This window comes from Sphingomicrobium aestuariivivum, assembly GCF_024721585.1.
In the GTDB taxonomy this organism is placed as follows: domain Bacteria; phylum Pseudomonadota; class Alphaproteobacteria; order Sphingomonadales; family Sphingomonadaceae; genus Sphingomicrobium; species Sphingomicrobium aestuariivivum.
Window position 1 is genome coordinate 971,917 of the sequence record NZ_CP102629.1, and the last position, 16,811, is coordinate 988,727.

Genomic DNA, 16,811 nt, shown 5'->3' on the forward strand with positions numbered 1-16,811 from the left:
ATTAGTGAAGAAATGATTCAGTATGGGACGATTAATCGACCCGCTGATTCATAAAGGGACAGGTCAGGCGCCTTTCAGCGCCGCCATCAGCCGGTCCATCAGCCCGCCGCGCCGCCGCCGCTTGGTCGGCACCGCGATATCGTCCGACCCCTCGCCGCCCTCGGCCGCGAGCAGCAGCAGCCCGACCAGCGTCGAGAAGGCCGGCCCGCGCTGCGCCTCTGGCAGTCCGCGCACCTTCTTCGGCCGCCCGATCCGCACGCGGTGGCCGAGCACGCCCTGCAGGTAGTCGTCCACATTCTTGAGTTCGGCCCCGCCGCCGGTCAGCACGACCTGCCGCTTGACCGGCCCCGCGAAGCCCAGCGCCTTCAGCGCCACGTCGATCTCGCCCGCCAGCTCTTCCAGCCGCTGGCGGATCACCGTGATGAGCTGCGCCTGGCTGATCCGCACCGGCTCGCCATCCTCGCCGATCTGCGCATCGATCATCTCGTGATTGTCCGACGGGCTGAGGTTGGCCGAGCCATAGCGGCACTTCATCCGCTCGGCATCGCGCCGCGACACGCCGAACGCCATGGCGATGTCTTCCGAGATATCGCGCGCCCCCACCGGCAGCGTCCGCATCGCCACCAGCATGCCTCCGACATGGAGGCTCACGCTCGTCATGTCGGCGCCCAGTTCGACGAGCGCCACCCCGAGGTCGCGCTCGTCCTTCGTGAGGCACGCCCGCGCGCTCGCCCGCGGCGCGGCGATGATCGCGCCGACCCCGAGATGCGCCGAGCGGATGACATAATCGAGATTCTTGAAGGGGGCGATGTCGGCGGCGATGACATGGATGTCGACGCCCAGCTTCTCGGCATGGAGCCCGCGCGGGTTTTTCACCCCCTCGACCCCGTCGAGCGTATAGAGCGCGGGCTGCGCGTGGAGCACCACCTGTCCCTCGCGCTGGAGCTTGTCGCGGCCGGCATCGAGCAGCGCGGCGACGTCGCCATCCTCGACCTGCTGGCCGCCCAGCTCGACCTCGACCTTGGCGATCTCGCTGGTCAGCCCGCCCGCGGCAAAGCCCGCCCACACCTCGTCGATCGCCAGCGCATTCTTGCGCTCGGCCTGGTCCATCGTCTCGCGCACCACCGTCTCGGCGCCGTCCATGTCGACGATCGCGCCGCGCTTGATGCCGCGGCTCTGGTGCTGGCCCGAGCCGACCACTTCCAGTTCGCCATCCTCGCCCACCCGCGCGATCAGCGTCGCCACCTTGGACGAGCCGATGTCGAGCGCGGCGATGAGGTTGTCGCTATGCTGCGCCATCAGTCGATCGCCTCCGCGTTACGCGCCGCCTTCGCGGCCTCCTCGCGCGCGCCGACGAACTCGGGACTGCGCGCCACCGCCTTGCCGGGCAGGCGCAAGTCATAGCGGTCGACCCCGATGCCGAGCAGCGCGGCCTTGGCATCCAATGCCATGAACTTTTCCAGCGCCTCGGCCGCCTGCCGTTCGCCTTCGGGCAGGACGAGGATTTCGCCCGTCGCCACATTGAGGTCCCAGCGCCGCCCGCCGACCCAGCGCGCCGAGGCAAGCTGCGGCTTCAAGGCCGGCACGCGCTCGAGCAACCGCTCGAGCTGCGCCAGTTCGCGGTTCGCGCCCGCGCCGATGAGCAGCGGCAGGTCGGGCATCTCGGCCACCGGTACGCGCTCGAGGATCACGCCCTCGGCATCGACGAGGAACAGGCGGTCCTCGCCCTGCCACAAGGCGGCGGGCTGGCGTTCGACCATGTCGATGACCAGCGTGTCGGGATAGCGCCGCGACACGCGCGCATCCTTCACATAGGAAAATTCCATGAGCTCTTCGCGCAAGCCGGCCACGTCGACGAGCGGCAACGCGCGGTCATGCTCCTCGAGCGCGATCTGGTAGACCGCGTCCGAATCCATCTGCTCGATGCCCTTGATGTCGATGCGCCCGACCTCGAGCCCCATCTTGCCCATGCCGGCGCCGATCGCCGTGCCGATCATGCCGGGAACCCCGAAAGCGAACAGGAGGGCGACCGCGCCGACCACGGCCGCCGCGATCCCGCTCATGCGCAGGAGCTTTTCGGCTCCCGGCGTGTCCTGCACCTTGGGCGCCCGCTTCTTGGGCGCGCCCTTCCGCTTCTTCGTGGTCCCCCCGCGCGCCATCAGCCAAGCGCCTCCGCGATCAGCCGTTCGCACAGCTCGCCATAATCGATCCCGCGGGCCTTCGCCTGCTCGGGCACGAGGCTCAGCGGCGTCATGCCCGGCTGCGTATTGGTCTCGAGCAAGAACAGCCCGTCCATCCCGCGTTCTTCATCCCAACGGAAATCGGAGCGCGAACAGCCCTTGCAGCCGAGCACGCGATGCGCTGCGAGCGCCAGTTCCTTCATCCGGTCGGCAATGTCTGCGGGCACTTCGGCGGGACAGACATGGACCGTCTGCCCTTCCTCATATTTGTGCGCATAATCGTACCAGCCGCTGGCGATCTTGAGCTCGGTCACCTCGAGCGCCTCGTCGCCGAGCACCGCCACGGTCAGCTCGTGGCCCGCGATGAATTCCTCGGCGAGCAGGCGGTCGAATTCCTGCCACGGCCCCGTCGTCTCCGGCGTGATCGGCCCCGTCTCCTCGGTGACGATCGCCACCCCGACCGACGAGCCCTCGTCGACGGGCTTGAGGACATAGGGACGCGGCAGCGGATCACCCTCATAGACGCTCGCGCTGGTCACGATCCGCCCCGGCGGCATCGGAATGCCATGCGGCTCGAGCACCGCCTTGGTCAGCTGCTTGTCGATGGCCACCGCCGAGGTGGTCACGCCCGAATGCGTATAGGGCACCTGCATGAGATCGAGCATGCCCTGCACCGTCCCGTCCTCGCCGGGCGAGCCGTGCAGCGCGTTGAACACCACGTCGGGGCGATGCCCCGCGATCACGGCAGCGACATTGCGGTCCATGTCGACCGGCGTGACGTTCGACCAGCCACGCTCGCGCAGCGCCTTCACGACGCCCTCGCCGCTCGACAGCGACACTTCGCGCTCGGCCGACCAGCCGCCCATCAGGACGACGACATGCAGACCCTTGTTCAACTCGCTCATCGGCGTCCTACCCGCTTGATCTCCCATTCGAGCTCGGTGCCCGAATGCTTCTTCACCCGCTCGCGCACCTCGTCGCCAAGGTCCTCGATATCGGCGGAGGTCGCATCCCCCGTGTTGATGAGGAAGTTGGTGTGCTTTTCCGAGACCTGCGCGCCGCCCTTCTTCAGCCCGCGGCATCCCGCGGCATCGACGAACTGCCACGCCGACCCGCCCTCGGGGTTCTTGAAGGTCGATCCGCCCGTCTTGGTCCGCACCGGCTGCGATGCCTCGCGCGATTCCTGGATGCGGTCCATCTCGGCCTGGATCACCTCCGGCTTTTCGGGATGCCCCTCCAGCGTCGCCGACACGACGATCGCGCCCTCGGGCAAATCGCTGTGCCGATAGGAGTAGCCGAGGTCGGCATTGCCCCACGTCTCGACGGTCCCGTCGCGCCGCACGATCACCGCCTCGGTCAGGATCTCGCAGGTCTCGCGCCCATAGGCGCCGCCGTTCATCCGCACGAAGCCGCCCAATGTCCCCGGGATCGAGCGCAGGAATTCCATCCCGCCGATCCCCGCATCGCGCGCGGTCGAGCTGATGAGCACGCCATGCGCACCCCCACCCGCCTTCAGCGTCACGTCATCGACCTGCTCGACCTTGGCAAAGGCCTTGGGCAGCTTCACGACCACCCCCTCGACCCCGCCATCGCGGATGATGAGGTTGGATCCCAACCCCAGCCCCATCACGGGCACATCTTCATCGAGCTGCGACAGGAACTGGGACAGGTCGTCGACGTCCGCCGGCTCGAACAGCCAGTCGGCATTGCCGCCCGCCTTGAACCAGACGAGCTTGGCCAGCGGCGCATCCGCCGTCAGCTTGCCGCGGACTTCAATGTCGCCCGGCGCGCTCACTTGTTCTTCCTCGCATCGGCGATGCCGTCGGCAAGCCGCGCCGCCCAGCCGGTGATATCGCCCGCGCCCATGCACAGGATGACATCGCCCTTGGCCGCCACGTCGCGCAGCGCGAGCGCGAGATCCGCCTCGTCCTCGACGGTCTTCACCATGCGCACGCCGCGCTGGCGCAGCCCCTCGGCCAGCACCTCGGACGACACGCCCTCGATCGGCTCCTCGCCCGCCGCATAGACGGGCGTCACATAGACGATGTCGGCCTCGTTGAAGGCGGTCTGGAATTCCTCCATCAGGTCGCCGAGGCGCGAATAGCGGTGCGGCTGCACCACCGCGATGACACGGCTGTCGGGGCAGGCATCTCGCGCCGCCTCGAGCACCGCGCGGATCTCCACCGGATGGTGCGCATAGTCATCGATGATCGTCGCCCCGCCGATCTCGCCGACCTTGGAGAAGCGCCGCTTGACGCCGTCGAAGCTGGCGAAGCCCTCGCGGATCTGCTCCTCGGTCACGCCCAGCTCCATCGCCGCCCCGATCGCACCCAGGGCGTTCAGCACATTGTGCTTGCCGGGGATCGGCACGTGGATGTCCTTCATGGTCGTCACATCGCCATCGCGGTCGGTGTGGACGACATCGAAACAGGTGCCGCCAAGCTCGGGCCGCACATTGTCGGCGCGAAGGTCGGCGTTGGTCGAGAAGCCATAGGTGCGGATGCGCCGGTCGGCGACCTGCCCGATGACATTCTGCACCTCGGGATGGTCGATGCACATCACGGCAAGGCCATAGAAAGGCACATTCTCGACGAACTGGGCGAAGGCGGCCTTCACTTCATCGAAGCCGCCATAATGGTCGAGATGCTCGGGATCGATATTGGTGACGATCGCGATCGTGCCGTCGAGCCGCAGGAAGCTGCCGTCAGATTCGTCCGCCTCGACCACCATCCAGTCGGACGACCCCAGCCGCGCGTTCGAGCCATAGCGGTTGATGATCCCGCCGTTGATGACGGTCGGGTCGATCCCGCCCGCATCGAGCAACGCCGCGACCATCGAGGTCGTCGTCGTCTTGCCGTGCGTGCCGGCGACCGCGACGGTCTGCTGCATCCGCATCAGCTCGGCGAGCATCTCCGAGCGCTTGACCAGCGGCAGCCGCTTCTCGGATGCCGCCTGCACTTCGGGATTGGTGCGCCGGATCGCGGTCGAGCAGACCACGACTTCGGCATCGCCCAGGTTTTCGGGCGCATGGCCGATATGCACGGGGATGCCCGCGTCGCGCAGCTTCTGCGTGACCGGCCCGTCCTTCATGTCCGAGCCCTGCACCTTGTAGCCGAGCTGGTGCATCACCTCGGCGATGCCCGACATGCCGATGCCGCCGATGCCGACGAAATGGATCGTGCCGAGGTCGCGTCCCAGAGCCTTCATTTAAACATTCGCCTTCATGCAGGTACGCCCATGCCCGACGCGCGCGGCGTCGGATTACTCGCGCCGACCAGCCCGACCGGCACCGGCGTATCTCCCGCCGCGATACGTTCGACGAGGTCGGCCAGTTCCTCCGCCGCGCGCGGACGCCCGACCGACAGGCTGCGCTGCGCCGCGGTGGCCAGCGCCTCGCCGTCGCCCGCGATCTCCTCGATCTGCCGCGCCAGCTTCTCGGGGGTAAAGTCGGGTTGCTTGATCATCGCCGCGCCGCCCGCCTTGGCCATCTCCATGGCATTGTAGGTCTGGTGGTCATCGGTCGCGATCGGCAGCGGCACGAGGATCGCCGGCCGCCCCGCCGCCGTCAGTTCCGCAATCGTCGAGGCACCCGCCCGCGCGATCACCAGATGCGCATTGCCGATCCGCCGCGGCATGTCCTCGATATAGGTCAGCGTCTCGGCCGGGATTTCCAGCTCGGCATAGCGCGCGCGTACCCGGTCGATATCCTCGGGGCGGCACTGCTGCACCACGTTGAGGCGATGCCGCAGCCCTTCCTCGAGCTGGCCGAGCGCCTCGGGCACGACCTCGCCGAGCACGCTCGCCCCCTGGCTCCCGCCGGTCACGAGGATGTGGAAGGGGCTCGTCTCATCGAGCGGCGGGAAAGGCATCTCGCCGAGCCGCGCGACTTCGACGCGCACCGGATTGCCGACCAGCACTTCCTTCGACTTGTCCTTCGAGCGCTGCACGGTCCTGTAGGCGGTCGCGACCGCCTTGGCCCGCCGCGCCAGCAGGCGGTTCACCCGCCCCAGCACCGCATTCTGTTCATGCAGCACCGTGGGCACGCCCTCGGCCTGCGCCGCCATCAGCGCGGGCAAGGCGGGATAGCCGCCGAAGCCGACCACGCAATCGGGGGTGAAATCGCGATACAGCATCCGCGCGGCCTTTCGCCCCTGCATCACGCCGAAGAAGGCCTTGATCATGCCGATGGGCCCGCCGCCGAGACGACCGGCAGGCAGCACCTCGACCGGCACGTCCTCGAAGATCGCGGGGATCTTCGCGCCGCGCGCATCGGTTACCAGCATGACGCCGTGGCCGCGGGCCTTCAACTCGTTGGCCAGCGCATGCGCGGGCACCATATGGCCACCGGTCCCACCGGCTGCCAGCGTGATATTCATGTTCCGCTCCATCGGACCACATAGGGTGATCGGTTGAGATAGGGGTTCCGGCGGCTGAAAGCGAGGAGCAATCCCATGCCGATCGACAAGGCCAGCATCGACGACCCGCCATAGGAAATGAAGGGCAGCGTCATGCCCTTCGACGGCGCGATCTGCACGTTGACCGCCATGTTGATGAAAGCCTGCAGCCCGAACTGCAGTACCAGCCCCGCGCTCGCGAGGATCGCCAGCGCATCATCCTCGTCGAGGAGCTTCACCAGCACCCGCGCCACGATCATGAAATAGAGGATGGCGATGGCAAGGCAGGCAATCAGCCCGAACTCCTCGCCGATCACGCTGAAGATATAGTCGGTATGCGGCTCGGGCAGCCCGAACTTCAACTCGCCCGCCCCCGGCCCCTTGCCGAGCAGCCCGCCCGCGGTCAGCGTCGCCATCGCGCGGTCGGTCTGGAAGCTGTCGCCCTCGCCGAACAGGAAGGCGTCGATGCGCGTGGTCGCCACGTCATAGAAGAAATAGGCCAGCACGATCCCGACCAGCCCCGCCACGCCCAGCCCTGCGACCAGCTTCATGCGCGCGCCCGCCAGCGCGAACATCGCCGCCCAGGTCGCCAGGAAGATCACGGTCGAGCCGAAGTCGGGCTGGCGCATCAGGAGGAAGGCGGTGACGAGCGCAAGCCCGCCCGAGGCGGCCGCGCGCGTCACGAAGCTCCACCGCCGCGTGAAGAGGAAGGCCAGCGTGACGACATAGACCGGCTTCAGGAATTCCGAAGGCTGCACCCGCGACACGCCGAAATCGAGCCAGCGCTTGGCCCCGTTGATCTCGCTCCCGAGCCACGGCACCAGCGCCAGCGCGACAATCCCCACCGCGGTCGCAAGCAGGCACAGCCGCGTCAGCAACAGTCGCGGCATGGCCGAGACGAGGAACATCACCGGCACCGACACGAACAGCCAGCCCAGCTGGCGCCAGAAGAAATAGAGTTCGGGCAGCGTCGCGGTGGCCGAGGAATAGCGGTCCGCCGCGGCAGGGCTCGCCGCTGCCACCGCGATCAGCCCGATGCCGATGAGCACGAACAAGAGCGCGATCAGCGTGCGGTCGACTTCCCAGAACCATTGGCTGGTGGCCGAGCGGTCCGAGCGTCCATAGCTGGCGGGCCGGATCTTGAGCATCGGCTAGAGCGCCTCCACCGCGGCGCGGAAGGCCTCCCCGCGTGCCTCGAAGTCTTTGAACTGGTCGAAGCTCGCGCAGGCCGGCGACAGGAGCACGGTATCGCCCGGCCGCGCTGCCGCTGCCGCCTCTTTCACCGCCTGCTCGATGGTCCCCGTCTTCACGAAATCCACCTTGCCGTCCAATGCCTTGGCGAACAAGTCCTGTGCATCGCCAACGAGATAGGCGCGCACGATATTTCCCATATGTGGCCCAAGCGCTGACAGGTCGCCCGACTTGGCCTGCCCGCCCGCGATCCAGTGGATGCGTTCGAAAGCGGCCAACGCGGGCGCCACGCTGTCGACATTGGTCGCCTTCGAGTCATTGACGAAGGCGACCCCGTCCTTCTCGGCGACCCGCTCCATCCGGTGCGCGAGCCCCTTGAAGCTCGCCAGCCCCTTCTCGATCTCGTCGCGGGTGAGCCCGAGTGCCGAACAGGCAATGATCGCGGCCGCCGCATTTTGCGCATTGTGCGGCCCCGCCAGCGACGGCGACCAGTCCTCGCTCCCCGCCGGCACGTCGATCTCGCGCATGTCGACGGCGACGCTATCGCCCCCCTGCATCGCGAACAATCGCTCCTTGGAGGCGACATATTTGTCGAACTCGCCATCATAGCGGTCGAGATGGTCGGGCGTGATGTTGAGCAGCACCGCCACCTCGCAATCGAGCCCCTGCGTCAAGTCGATCTGATAGCTGGACAGTTCGAGCACATAGGCCCCGCCCTCCGGCAGCGGATCGAGGCTCAGGATCGGCTCGCCGATATTGCCCGCCGCCACGCTCGGCACCTTCGCCTCGCGCAGGATATGGTCGATGAGCGCGGTGGTCGTCGACTTGCCGTTGGTGCCGGTAATCCCGACGACGACATGCCGCGGCAGGTCGCCCCGCGCCCGCGCGAATAGCTCGACATCGCCGATGATCTCGCAGCCCGCCTCGCGCGCTTTCTCGGCAATCACATGCGTGTTGATCGGCACGCCGGGCGACACGACGAGGCTGTCATATCCCGCCAGCCCCTCCGCGACGAAGTCGACGCGCTTGGCGAACGGATTGGCCCGCCCGCGTGCTTCCTCATTGTCGTCCCAGCAGGCCACCTCGCAGCCCGAGCGCACCAGCGCCGACACGGTCGCCAGCCCCGAACGCGCGAGGCCGTAGACAGCATATTTCCGACCCTGCCAGGCCTCCGATAGGATCACCGCAGTTTCAGCGTCGACAGGCCGGCCAGCGCCAGCACGAAGCTGATGATCCAGAAGCGGATCACCACCGTCGGCTCGGACCAGCCCATCTGCTCGAAATGATGGTGGATGGGGGCCATCTTGAAGATGCGCTTGCCGGTCCGCTTGAAGAAGAAGACCTGCAGGATCACCGACACCGCCTCGAGCACGAACAGCCCGCCGACGATCGCCAGCACGAATTCGTGATGGGTGGCGACGGCGACCGCGCCCAGCGCCCCGCCGAGCGCAAGACTGCCGGTATCGCCCATGAAGACGGCAGCGGGCGGTGCGTTGAACCAGAGGAACGCCAGCCCCGCGCCGACCACCGCGAGCAGCACGACGGTGAGTTCGCCCACGCCGAGCACGTGCGGGATACCGAGATAGTCGGCGAACACCGCGTTACCCACGAGATAGGCGATGAGCGTGAAGGCCACGCTGGCGATGATGACCGGCATGGTCGCGAGGCCATCCAGGCCGTCGGTAAGGTTCACCGCATTGCCGAAGGCGACGATCACAAACGCCCCGAAGGCGATGTAGAACCAGCCGATGTCCATCACCGGCCCCTGTATGAAGGGCAAATAGAGATAGGTGCCTGACAGGTCGATCATCAGCGCCGTCGCCAGCCCCGCGATGATGAACTCGAGCAGGAGCCGCACCTTGCCGGGGATCCCCGCATGATGCGCTTTCCTGACCTTGTCATAGTCGTCCATGAAGCCGATCAGCCCGAAGCCCGCCGTCACCAGCAGCACCGCCCAGACATAACGGTTCGAAAGGTCCATCCACAGGAAGACCGACAGGAACACGCTGATGAGGATGAGCAGCCCGCCCATCGTCGGCGTGCCGCGCTTGGCGAGGTGCGATTGCGGCCCGTCGGCGCGGATCGGCTGGCCCTTGCCCTGCTTCTTCCTGAGCCAGGCGATGAAGGCCGGCCCGAGAATGAGCCCGATCAGCAGCGCGGTGCCGGTGGCGGCGCCCGCGCGGAAGGTGATGTAGCGGATGAGGTTCAGCGGCCCGGGGAAACCCAGCCATTCGGCGATGATATAGAGCATTATGCCGCGTCCCCTGCCACTTTCGCGACGAGCTTGCCAAGTCCCATCGAGTTGGACGCCTTTACCAGAACCGCATCGCCGGGTCGCATCATCGATAACAGATTTGTCGTTGCACCCGCCGCATCGTTAACGTGGACGACCTCGATCGGGGTGAGGCTGAGGGCATCGGCAAGCGGCGCCATCTCCTCGCCGACGAGGATGGCGAGCGACACGCCCGCCGCCTCGACGGGCGCTGCCAGCGCGGCATGCGCCGCCGGCCCCGTGTCGCCCAGTTCCTTCATGGTGCCGAGCACCACGACCTTGCGCGCCGCCTTCTCGGCACCGAGCGACTTCAGCGTCGCCTCCATGCTCACCGGATTGGCGTTGTAGCTCTCGTCGATGAGCAGGATCTCGCCGCCCTCGATCTCGACGCGGTGGCGCGCGCCGCGCCCCTCGAGCCCGCCCATCTCGGTCAGCGCCAGCGCCGCGCGGGCGACATCGCCGCCGATCTGGCTCACCACCGTCAGCACGGTCAGCGCATTCTGCACCCAATGATCGCCGGGCTGCGAGATGGTGAAGGTCAGCGTCCGTCCCGGCAGCCGCGCGGTGACAAGGCTCCCGCCCGACCTCGCCGGTGCCGAATGCTTGACCGCCGCATCGCCTTCCGTCCCCCCGACCGTCAGGATGCGCTCGGCAAAGCCGCGCGCCGCCTTCACCAGCCGTTCGCGCTGGTCGGTCTCCTCGGGCACGATCGCCACCCCGCCGGGCTCGAGCCCCTCGAAGATCTCGCCCTTGGCATCGGCGATCGCCTCGATCGACCCGAGATTCTCGATATGCGCGGGGCCGATGGCGGTGATCACGGCGACATGGGGGCGCGTCATCCGCGTCAGTCCCGCGATCTCGCCGCTATGGTTCATCCCCATTTCCTGCACCGCGAAGAGCGCCTCGCGCGGCATGCGCGCAAGGCTCAAGGGCACGCCCGTATGGTTGTTGTAGCTCTTGACCGAGCGATGCACGCGCCCCGGCGCCAGCCGTTCGAGTGCCGCCGCGATCGCTTCCTTGGTCGAGGTCTTGCCGACGCTGCCGGTGACCCCGATCACCACCGCATCGTCGGAAAGCCGCGCCCGCGCCGCCCGCGCCATCGCCTCGAGCGCTGCCGGTACATCGTCGACCAGCACATGCGGCCCCTCGACGGGCTGCGACACCAGCGCGGCGGCCGCACCCTTTTCAAAGGCGCCCGCGACGAAGTCATGGCCGTCGTGCACCGTGCCGGGCATGGCGACGAACAGGAAGCCGTCCTCCACCTCTCGGCTGTCGAAGGCGACCCCCGAAATCTCGAAGTCACCCGTGGCCTTGCCACCGGTCGCGGCAGTGATCTCGTCGGCGGTCCAGAGCGGCTGCTTGCTCATCATCCCGCGCACTCCCGTGCCACCTCGACATCGTCGAAGGGCAGCACATGGTCGCCGACGATCTGTCCCTGCTCGTGCCCCTTGCCCGCGAGCAGGACGATATCGCCCGCGCCCGCAAGGCTGATCGCATGGGCGATGCCCGCGCGCCGGTCGGCGACCTCGATCGCGCCAAGCGCGCCTTCGAGCACCTCGGCGCGGATCCGCGCGGGGTCCTCGCTTCTCGGATTGTCGTCGGTCACGATGACCACGTCCGAATGCTCCACCGCGACCTGCCCCATCGGCGCGCGCTTGCCCTTGTCGCGGTCACCGCCCGCCCCGAACAGGGTGATGAGCTTGCCCTCGACGTGCGGGCGCAGCGCCGCGATCGCCGCCTCCAATGCGTCGGGCGTATGCGCATAATCGACATAGACGGGCGCGCCGCGGCTGCTGATCACCGCGCGCTCGAGCCGCCCGCGCACGGGCGACAGCCGTCCCATCGCCTCGAACAATTTGCCCCAGCTCGCCCCCGTCGCCAGCGCGAGCCCCGCCGAGACCATCACGTTCGCCGCCTGGTAGGCGCCGATCAGCGGCAGCTTCAACAGCCGCGTCTCGCCGTCATGGGTGACGCTGATCGCCTGCCCCAGCGGGGTGGCGCGGCGCTCGCCCATGCGGATCGTCTCGCCGCGGCTGCCGACCGTCATCAGCTTGAGGCCGCGCGACTTGGCCAGCGCGATCACCGCGTCGGAGGCCGGATCGTCGGTCCACACCACCGCCGTGCCGCCGGGGATGAGCCGTTCCTCGAACAGCTTCATCTTGGCGGAGAAATATTCCTCCATCGTGCCGTGATAATCGAGATGGTCGCGGCTGAAATTGGTGAAGGCGGCGGCTTCGACCGGGACGCCCGAGACGCGATGCTGGTCCAACCCGTGGCTCGACGCCTCGAACGCAACATGGCTGATCCCCATGCGCTTGAGGCCCGCCATATTGTGAAGGAAGGTGACGATGTCGGGACTGGTCAGCCCCGTCTTCACCTGCTCTTCCGCCGTCGTCACGCCCAAGGTGCCGATCGAGGCCGAGCGATGCCCCATCATTCGCCACAGCTGGCGCGTCATCTCGACGGTCGAGGTCTTGCCGTTGGTCCCCGTCACCGCCACGACACGGTCGGGATAGGGCGCATAGAAACGCCCCGCCACCTCGGCGAACAAGGCGCGCGGATCATCGCTGGCGATATGCTCGGCGCCCTCGACCTTGGCTTCAGGGCGCGCGATCACGCCGATCGCACCTTTCTCGATGGCGGCCGGAATGAAGTCCTCGCCGTTGACGGCCGCGCCCTGGAACGCACCGAAGATATTGCCCTTCACCACCTTGCGATGGTCGATGGCAAAGCCGGTTACCTTGGTATCGCTCGCTCTTCCGGCGAGGTCGCACAGGCGCAAATCGTCACTCCTCGTCTTCTTTCACAAAGGGCAGCACCTGCCCCATGTCGGGCTCGCGCCCCGTATCGGGCCGCACCCCCAGCATCGGCGCCACCCGCGCGATGGTCTTCGACACGGTGGGGGCGACGTTCCAGCCGGCGGTGCGGAAACCAAACGTTTCCTCTGTGCCCTTGGGTTCATCGAGCATCACCACGATCACGTAGCGCGGCTCGTCGATCGGGAACACGCCGGCGAAGCTGTTGACCACCAACCGCTTGGAATAGCGCCCGTTGACGATCTTCTCCGCGGTGCCGGTCTTGCCGCCGACGCGATAGCCCGGCGCATCGGCCTTCTTGCCCGTGCCATGAGTGACGACCAGCCGCAAGAGCGCGCGCATCTGTTCGGACACCCGCTCGGAATAGACCCGCTCGCCCCGCTCCACCGGATGGTCGGGGCCGACCTTGAGGACGGTGGGCTTGCGATAGAGGCCGCCGTTGAAGAGCGTGGCATAGCCCGAGGCAAGGTGTACCGGCGTCACCGCGATACCATGGCCATAGCCGACGGTGACGGTGGCGATCTCGCTCCATTCCTTGGGCGTCAGCGGGCGACCGCGCTCGGGCAGCTCGTAATCGAGCCTCCGGGTGAAGCCCATCTTTTCGAGATACTGCTTCTGCCTGGTGCCGCCGAGCCGCTGCGCGATCTGCGCGGTGCCGACGTTCGAGCTTTCCATCATGATCTCGGCGACCGAGCAGGGACGGTCGAAGGGGTGCGTGTCACTGATCCGGCGGCGCCCCACTTCCCAGCTGCCGGGACATTCGTACATCTGCCCCATCGAGCGGATCTGCCCTTCCTCAAGCCCCATCGCCACGGTGAAGGGCTTGAAGGTCGAACCCAGTTCGTAAACCCCGAGCGCGGCGCGGTTGAAGCGCGCCTCGGCCCCGCCCTGTCCCGCCACGTTGGGATTGAGCTGGGGCAGGCTGGCAAGCGCGATGATCTCGCTCGTATGGACGTCCATGATGACGCCCGCCGCGCCGATCGCGTCGAACTCGCTCATCGCCGCCGCGAGCTCGGCGCGCAGCGCGCCCTGCACCGGTGCCGAAATCGACAGCTGCACCGGCTCGCGGTTGGCGCTCGCATCGGCGAGGCGCTCGTCGAAGGCCGCCTCGGCGCCCGCCACGCCCTTGCCGTCGACATCGGTATAGCCGATCACATGCGCGGCCAGCGCGGTCTGCGGGTAGAGCCGGTCGGGCTCGCGGGTCAGCTGGATGCCGGGCTCGCCCAGCGCATTGACCGCCTCGACAAGCCGCGGCCCCGCGCGCCGCTGCAAGTAAGCGAACTTCCGCGTTCCCGTGAGCAGCTCGTAATAATCCGCCTCGTCCTTCTCGGGCATGAGCGCTGCCAGGTCGCGCGCGAGGTCGAGCTTGTTGCCGATGACCTTGTGCGGCTGCACCGCCACCGTCCACGCCTCGATGGTGCGCGCGAGCGGCTGGCCGTCGCGGTCGACGATATCGCCGCGCGCGGCGGCAAAGGTCGCCCCGCCGCCGCCACTGCTGGCCTCGGCACCGAAGACGGCGAGATAGCCGATCCGCCCCGACACGGTCAGGATGCCGAAGGCGAACAAGAGCATCGCGAACATCAGCCGCTGGTGCATCATCGACAGGAGCTGTCGCTTCTGGCCCTGCAATTTCAGTCGTTCGGGCGCGCTCACCAGCGCGGGGCCGACCGGGCGGTTCATGGCGCCGCCCGTTCGTCACCCGCCGGCAGCGGTGCGAGCGGATCGCGCTTGTCGTCATCGCCCGCGATGCTGATGCGAGCGCTCGCACGCGGCTTGCCTGCCGCCTTGTTAGTCGGCGACGCCGGAATGTTCATCTCTTCCGGCGCCGCCGTGGGCCCCTCGCCCTCACCCTTGGAAATCGTGTCGGTGGAAAAACTCGCCTGGTGCACCAGGCCGCCCGCGCTGGTCGCGGTGCGCGGCGTGGCCGCCTGCCCGGCAGGCGCCGAGGCAAGGATAACCGGCCCTTCATAGCCGCGCCCGCGTTCGGGTGCCGCCATCGCCGCGACCATATAGGCCGAGGCGGCGAACTGGTCGGCTTGCGGCGCCGACAGCTTGAGGAAATTGACGTTCCAGCGCTCGAGCTGCGCGAGGCGACCGCGCGTGCCGATCTCGGTCTCGAGCGTGCGGATCTCGCGGGTCGTCAGCGCGATCTGCCGCTCGACCTTCTCGAGATCGGCGCGGCTCGAGGCCACCTGCAGGCTGACGAGGTAGCAGACCAGCACGGCGGCCGCGATGCCGCTCGTCCACAGGATCGATCCGAAGCCCCTCATGCCGCCGCTCCCCATGCCGGCGCATCGGTCCGCGTCGCCGCCCGCAGCTTGGAGCTGCGCGCGCGCGGGTTCTCGAGCATCTCGGTCTCCGACGGCGCGATCGCCTTCGACACCTCTTCGAAGGTCGCGGGCGGCCCCGCCTCGACCTGCGGCAGGTGGCGCGAGCCCTGCGGGCGATTGCCCGACCGCTCGCGCAGGAATTTCTTGACGATCCGGTCCTCGAGGCTGTGGAAGCTCACCACCGCGAGCCGCCCGCCGGGCTTGAGGATTTTTTCCGCCGCGACGAGCCCCTTCTCCAGCTCCTCGAGCTCGGCGTTCAAATGGATGCGAATGCCCTGGAAGGTCCGCGTCGCCGGATCGGTCTTCATGCCCTTGTGATAGCCAAGCGTCTTGCGCACCACGTCGGCCAGTTCGCCGGTGCGCGACAGCGGGCGCGCCTTCACGATCGCGGCGGCGACACGGCGCGCGCGCGGTTCCTCGCCGTAAAGCTTGATGACCCGCGCCAGCTCGGCCTCGGGGGCCGTGTTCACGAACTCTGCCGCGCTCATCCCTTCCTGGCTCATGCGCATGTCGAGCGGCCCGTCCTGCTTGAAGGCAAAACCACGCTCGGCCTGGTCGAGCTGCATCGAGGAGACGCCAAGGTCGAGCACGACCCCGTCGACCTGCCCCTCGACCTGCTCGCCCATCTGGCTGAACGTCGCCGCAACGAGCGTCAGCCGCTCGTCGGGCACCCGCTCGCGGGCTGCGGCAATGGCATCGGGGTCGCGGTCGAAGCCGATCACTTCACCCGCGCCTGCCTCGAGGATCGCCTTGGTATAGCCGCCGGCGCCGAAAGTGCCGTCGACGATGCGGTCGCCTTCCTCGATCTTCAGTTCGCGCACGACTTCGGCGAGCAGGACGGGAAGGTGCGGGCGCCCGGGCGCGCTCACAGTTCCACCCCCCGCTCTTCCAGCCGGAAGCGCGCGATATCCTTCATGTCCTCGTGGATGCGCTCATCCTCGAGGAAGAGCTTCGGGTTCCAGATCTGGAAGGTTTCGCCCACCCCGATGAACAGCGCGAGGTCCTCGATCTTGCCCTTCCGCCGCATCATCGGCGGCAGGACGATGCGGCCCGTCTTGTCATAGGGCACTTCCTCGGTCGCGCCGAAAGCCATCATGTTGGCCATCATCGCGTCGAGCTCGGAGCCTTCCTGCGTCTCGACCTTCTCGGCCTTGCGCTCGAGCTTCTCGTGGCGACGCGCGGCAAAGGCCGGGTCATAGGCGTCGAGCGAGGGAAACAGCTTGTGCTTGGCAAGGACGATGGTCCGGGCATCACCGCGCTTCTCGATCACGCTCCGCAGGAATGCCGGCACGGAGACGCGACCCTTGGCGTCTACCGCGTTGACCGCGCTTCCCTGGAAAAGATGATCGAGTGCCATGGCCCCTTTTCGTCCCTTGGTGCGCCGCGCTCCCGCCGGCGGTCGGGGACGAAGGCCGGACCAGGGCCAAACGACCGGCGGCGGGAGCGGGCGACTTTGAGACCTTGTGTGTAACGTAGGATAGGATGGGATACAATGGGATTTGATGGATTCTGATGGTCAGCAATGGAATCTGTAGGTTTTCTGCGGGCTTTGACGACACGGGTAATTTGCCGCGAACGCCCCGCCGGCGCTCCGGACCCTGTGGATAAGTCTGTGGGAACGGCCTTCC

Annotated in this window: 15 protein-coding genes; all 15 read right to left on the reverse strand. The window is 67.6% G+C overall.

The window, feature by feature from the left end; genetic code table 11:
- Positions 1-63: 63 nt before the first annotated feature.
- From ftsA to NUW81_RS05195, 15 genes are read right to left on the reverse strand one after another with little or no spacing between them, the layout of a single operon-like run.
- Positions 64-1,299, reverse strand: coding sequence for a cell division protein FtsA (ftsA, locus tag NUW81_RS05125; protein WP_245111084.1), 1,236 nt, complete (start codon positions 1,297-1,299; stop codon positions 64-66).
- On the reverse strand, positions 1,299-2,159 hold the full coding sequence (locus NUW81_RS05130) for a cell division protein FtsQ/DivIB (RefSeq protein ID WP_245111087.1): 861 nt from the start codon (positions 2,157-2,159) through the stop codon (positions 1,299-1,301). Before NUW81_RS05130 ends, ftsA begins: the two co-directional genes overlap by 1 nt.
- The gene (locus NUW81_RS05135; protein ID WP_245111089.1) at positions 2,159-3,085 is read right to left on the reverse strand and encodes a D-alanine--D-alanine ligase; all 927 of its coding nucleotides are present in this window, start codon (positions 3,083-3,085) and stop codon (positions 2,159-2,161) included. The genes NUW81_RS05130 and NUW81_RS05135 overlap by 1 nt, the downstream gene beginning before the upstream one ends.
- Positions 3,082-3,975, reverse strand: coding sequence for a UDP-N-acetylmuramate dehydrogenase (gene murB / locus NUW81_RS05140; protein ID WP_245111092.1), 894 nt, complete (start codon positions 3,973-3,975; stop codon positions 3,082-3,084). Before murB ends, NUW81_RS05135 begins: the two co-directional genes overlap by 4 nt.
- Complete coding sequence (gene murC / locus NUW81_RS05145) at positions 3,972-5,387, reverse strand: UDP-N-acetylmuramate--L-alanine ligase (RefSeq protein WP_245111094.1); 1,416 nt, start codon at positions 5,385-5,387, stop codon at positions 3,972-3,974. Before murC ends, murB begins: the two co-directional genes overlap by 4 nt.
- Positions 5,388-5,401: 14 nt before the next feature.
- Positions 5,402-6,568, reverse strand: coding sequence for an undecaprenyldiphospho-muramoylpentapeptide beta-N-acetylglucosaminyltransferase (gene murG, locus NUW81_RS05150; RefSeq protein ID WP_376741962.1), 1,167 nt, complete (start codon positions 6,566-6,568; stop codon positions 5,402-5,404).
- Positions 6,553-7,722, reverse strand: coding sequence for an FtsW/RodA/SpoVE family cell cycle protein (locus tag NUW81_RS05155; RefSeq protein ID WP_245111100.1), 1,170 nt, complete (start codon positions 7,720-7,722; stop codon positions 6,553-6,555). Before NUW81_RS05155 ends, murG begins: the two co-directional genes overlap by 16 nt.
- Positions 7,723-7,725: 3 nt before the next feature.
- Positions 7,726-8,949: a Mur ligase family protein gene (locus NUW81_RS05160; protein WP_245111102.1), complete on the reverse strand. Its 1,224-nt coding sequence runs from the start codon at positions 8,947-8,949 to the stop codon at positions 7,726-7,728.
- Entirely contained in the window at positions 8,946-10,016 is a 1,071-nt protein-coding gene (mraY, locus tag NUW81_RS05165) for a phospho-N-acetylmuramoyl-pentapeptide-transferase (RefSeq protein ID WP_245111106.1), read from the reverse strand. The genes NUW81_RS05160 and mraY overlap by 4 nt, the downstream gene beginning before the upstream one ends.
- Entirely contained in the window at positions 10,016-11,407 is a 1,392-nt protein-coding gene (locus NUW81_RS05170; RefSeq protein ID WP_245111108.1) for a UDP-N-acetylmuramoyl-tripeptide--D-alanyl-D-alanine ligase, read from the reverse strand. The genes mraY and NUW81_RS05170 overlap by 1 nt, the downstream gene beginning before the upstream one ends.
- Positions 11,404-12,819: a UDP-N-acetylmuramoyl-L-alanyl-D-glutamate--2,6-diaminopimelate ligase gene (locus NUW81_RS05175; protein WP_245111109.1), complete on the reverse strand. Its 1,416-nt coding sequence runs from the start codon at positions 12,817-12,819 to the stop codon at positions 11,404-11,406. Before NUW81_RS05175 ends, NUW81_RS05170 begins: the two co-directional genes overlap by 4 nt.
- 4 nt (positions 12,820-12,823) lie before the next feature.
- Positions 12,824-14,533 carry a peptidoglycan D,D-transpeptidase FtsI family protein gene (locus NUW81_RS05180; RefSeq protein ID WP_245111111.1) on the reverse strand — a complete coding sequence of 570 codons (1,710 nt, stop codon included), beginning with the start codon at positions 14,531-14,533 and terminating at the stop codon, positions 12,824-12,826.
- Positions 14,530-15,123 carry a hypothetical protein gene (locus NUW81_RS05185; RefSeq protein WP_245111114.1) on the reverse strand — a complete coding sequence of 198 codons (594 nt, stop codon included), beginning with the start codon at positions 15,121-15,123 and terminating at the stop codon, positions 14,530-14,532. The genes NUW81_RS05180 and NUW81_RS05185 overlap by 4 nt, the downstream gene beginning before the upstream one ends.
- Positions 15,120-16,052, reverse strand: coding sequence for a 16S rRNA (cytosine(1402)-N(4))-methyltransferase RsmH (gene rsmH, locus NUW81_RS05190; protein WP_245111117.1), 933 nt, complete (start codon positions 16,050-16,052; stop codon positions 15,120-15,122). Before rsmH ends, NUW81_RS05185 begins: the two co-directional genes overlap by 4 nt.
- Entirely contained in the window at positions 16,049-16,540 is a 492-nt protein-coding gene (locus NUW81_RS05195; RefSeq protein ID WP_245111120.1) for a division/cell wall cluster transcriptional repressor MraZ, read from the reverse strand. The genes rsmH and NUW81_RS05195 overlap by 4 nt, the downstream gene beginning before the upstream one ends.
- Positions 16,541-16,811: the final 271 nt, after the last annotated feature.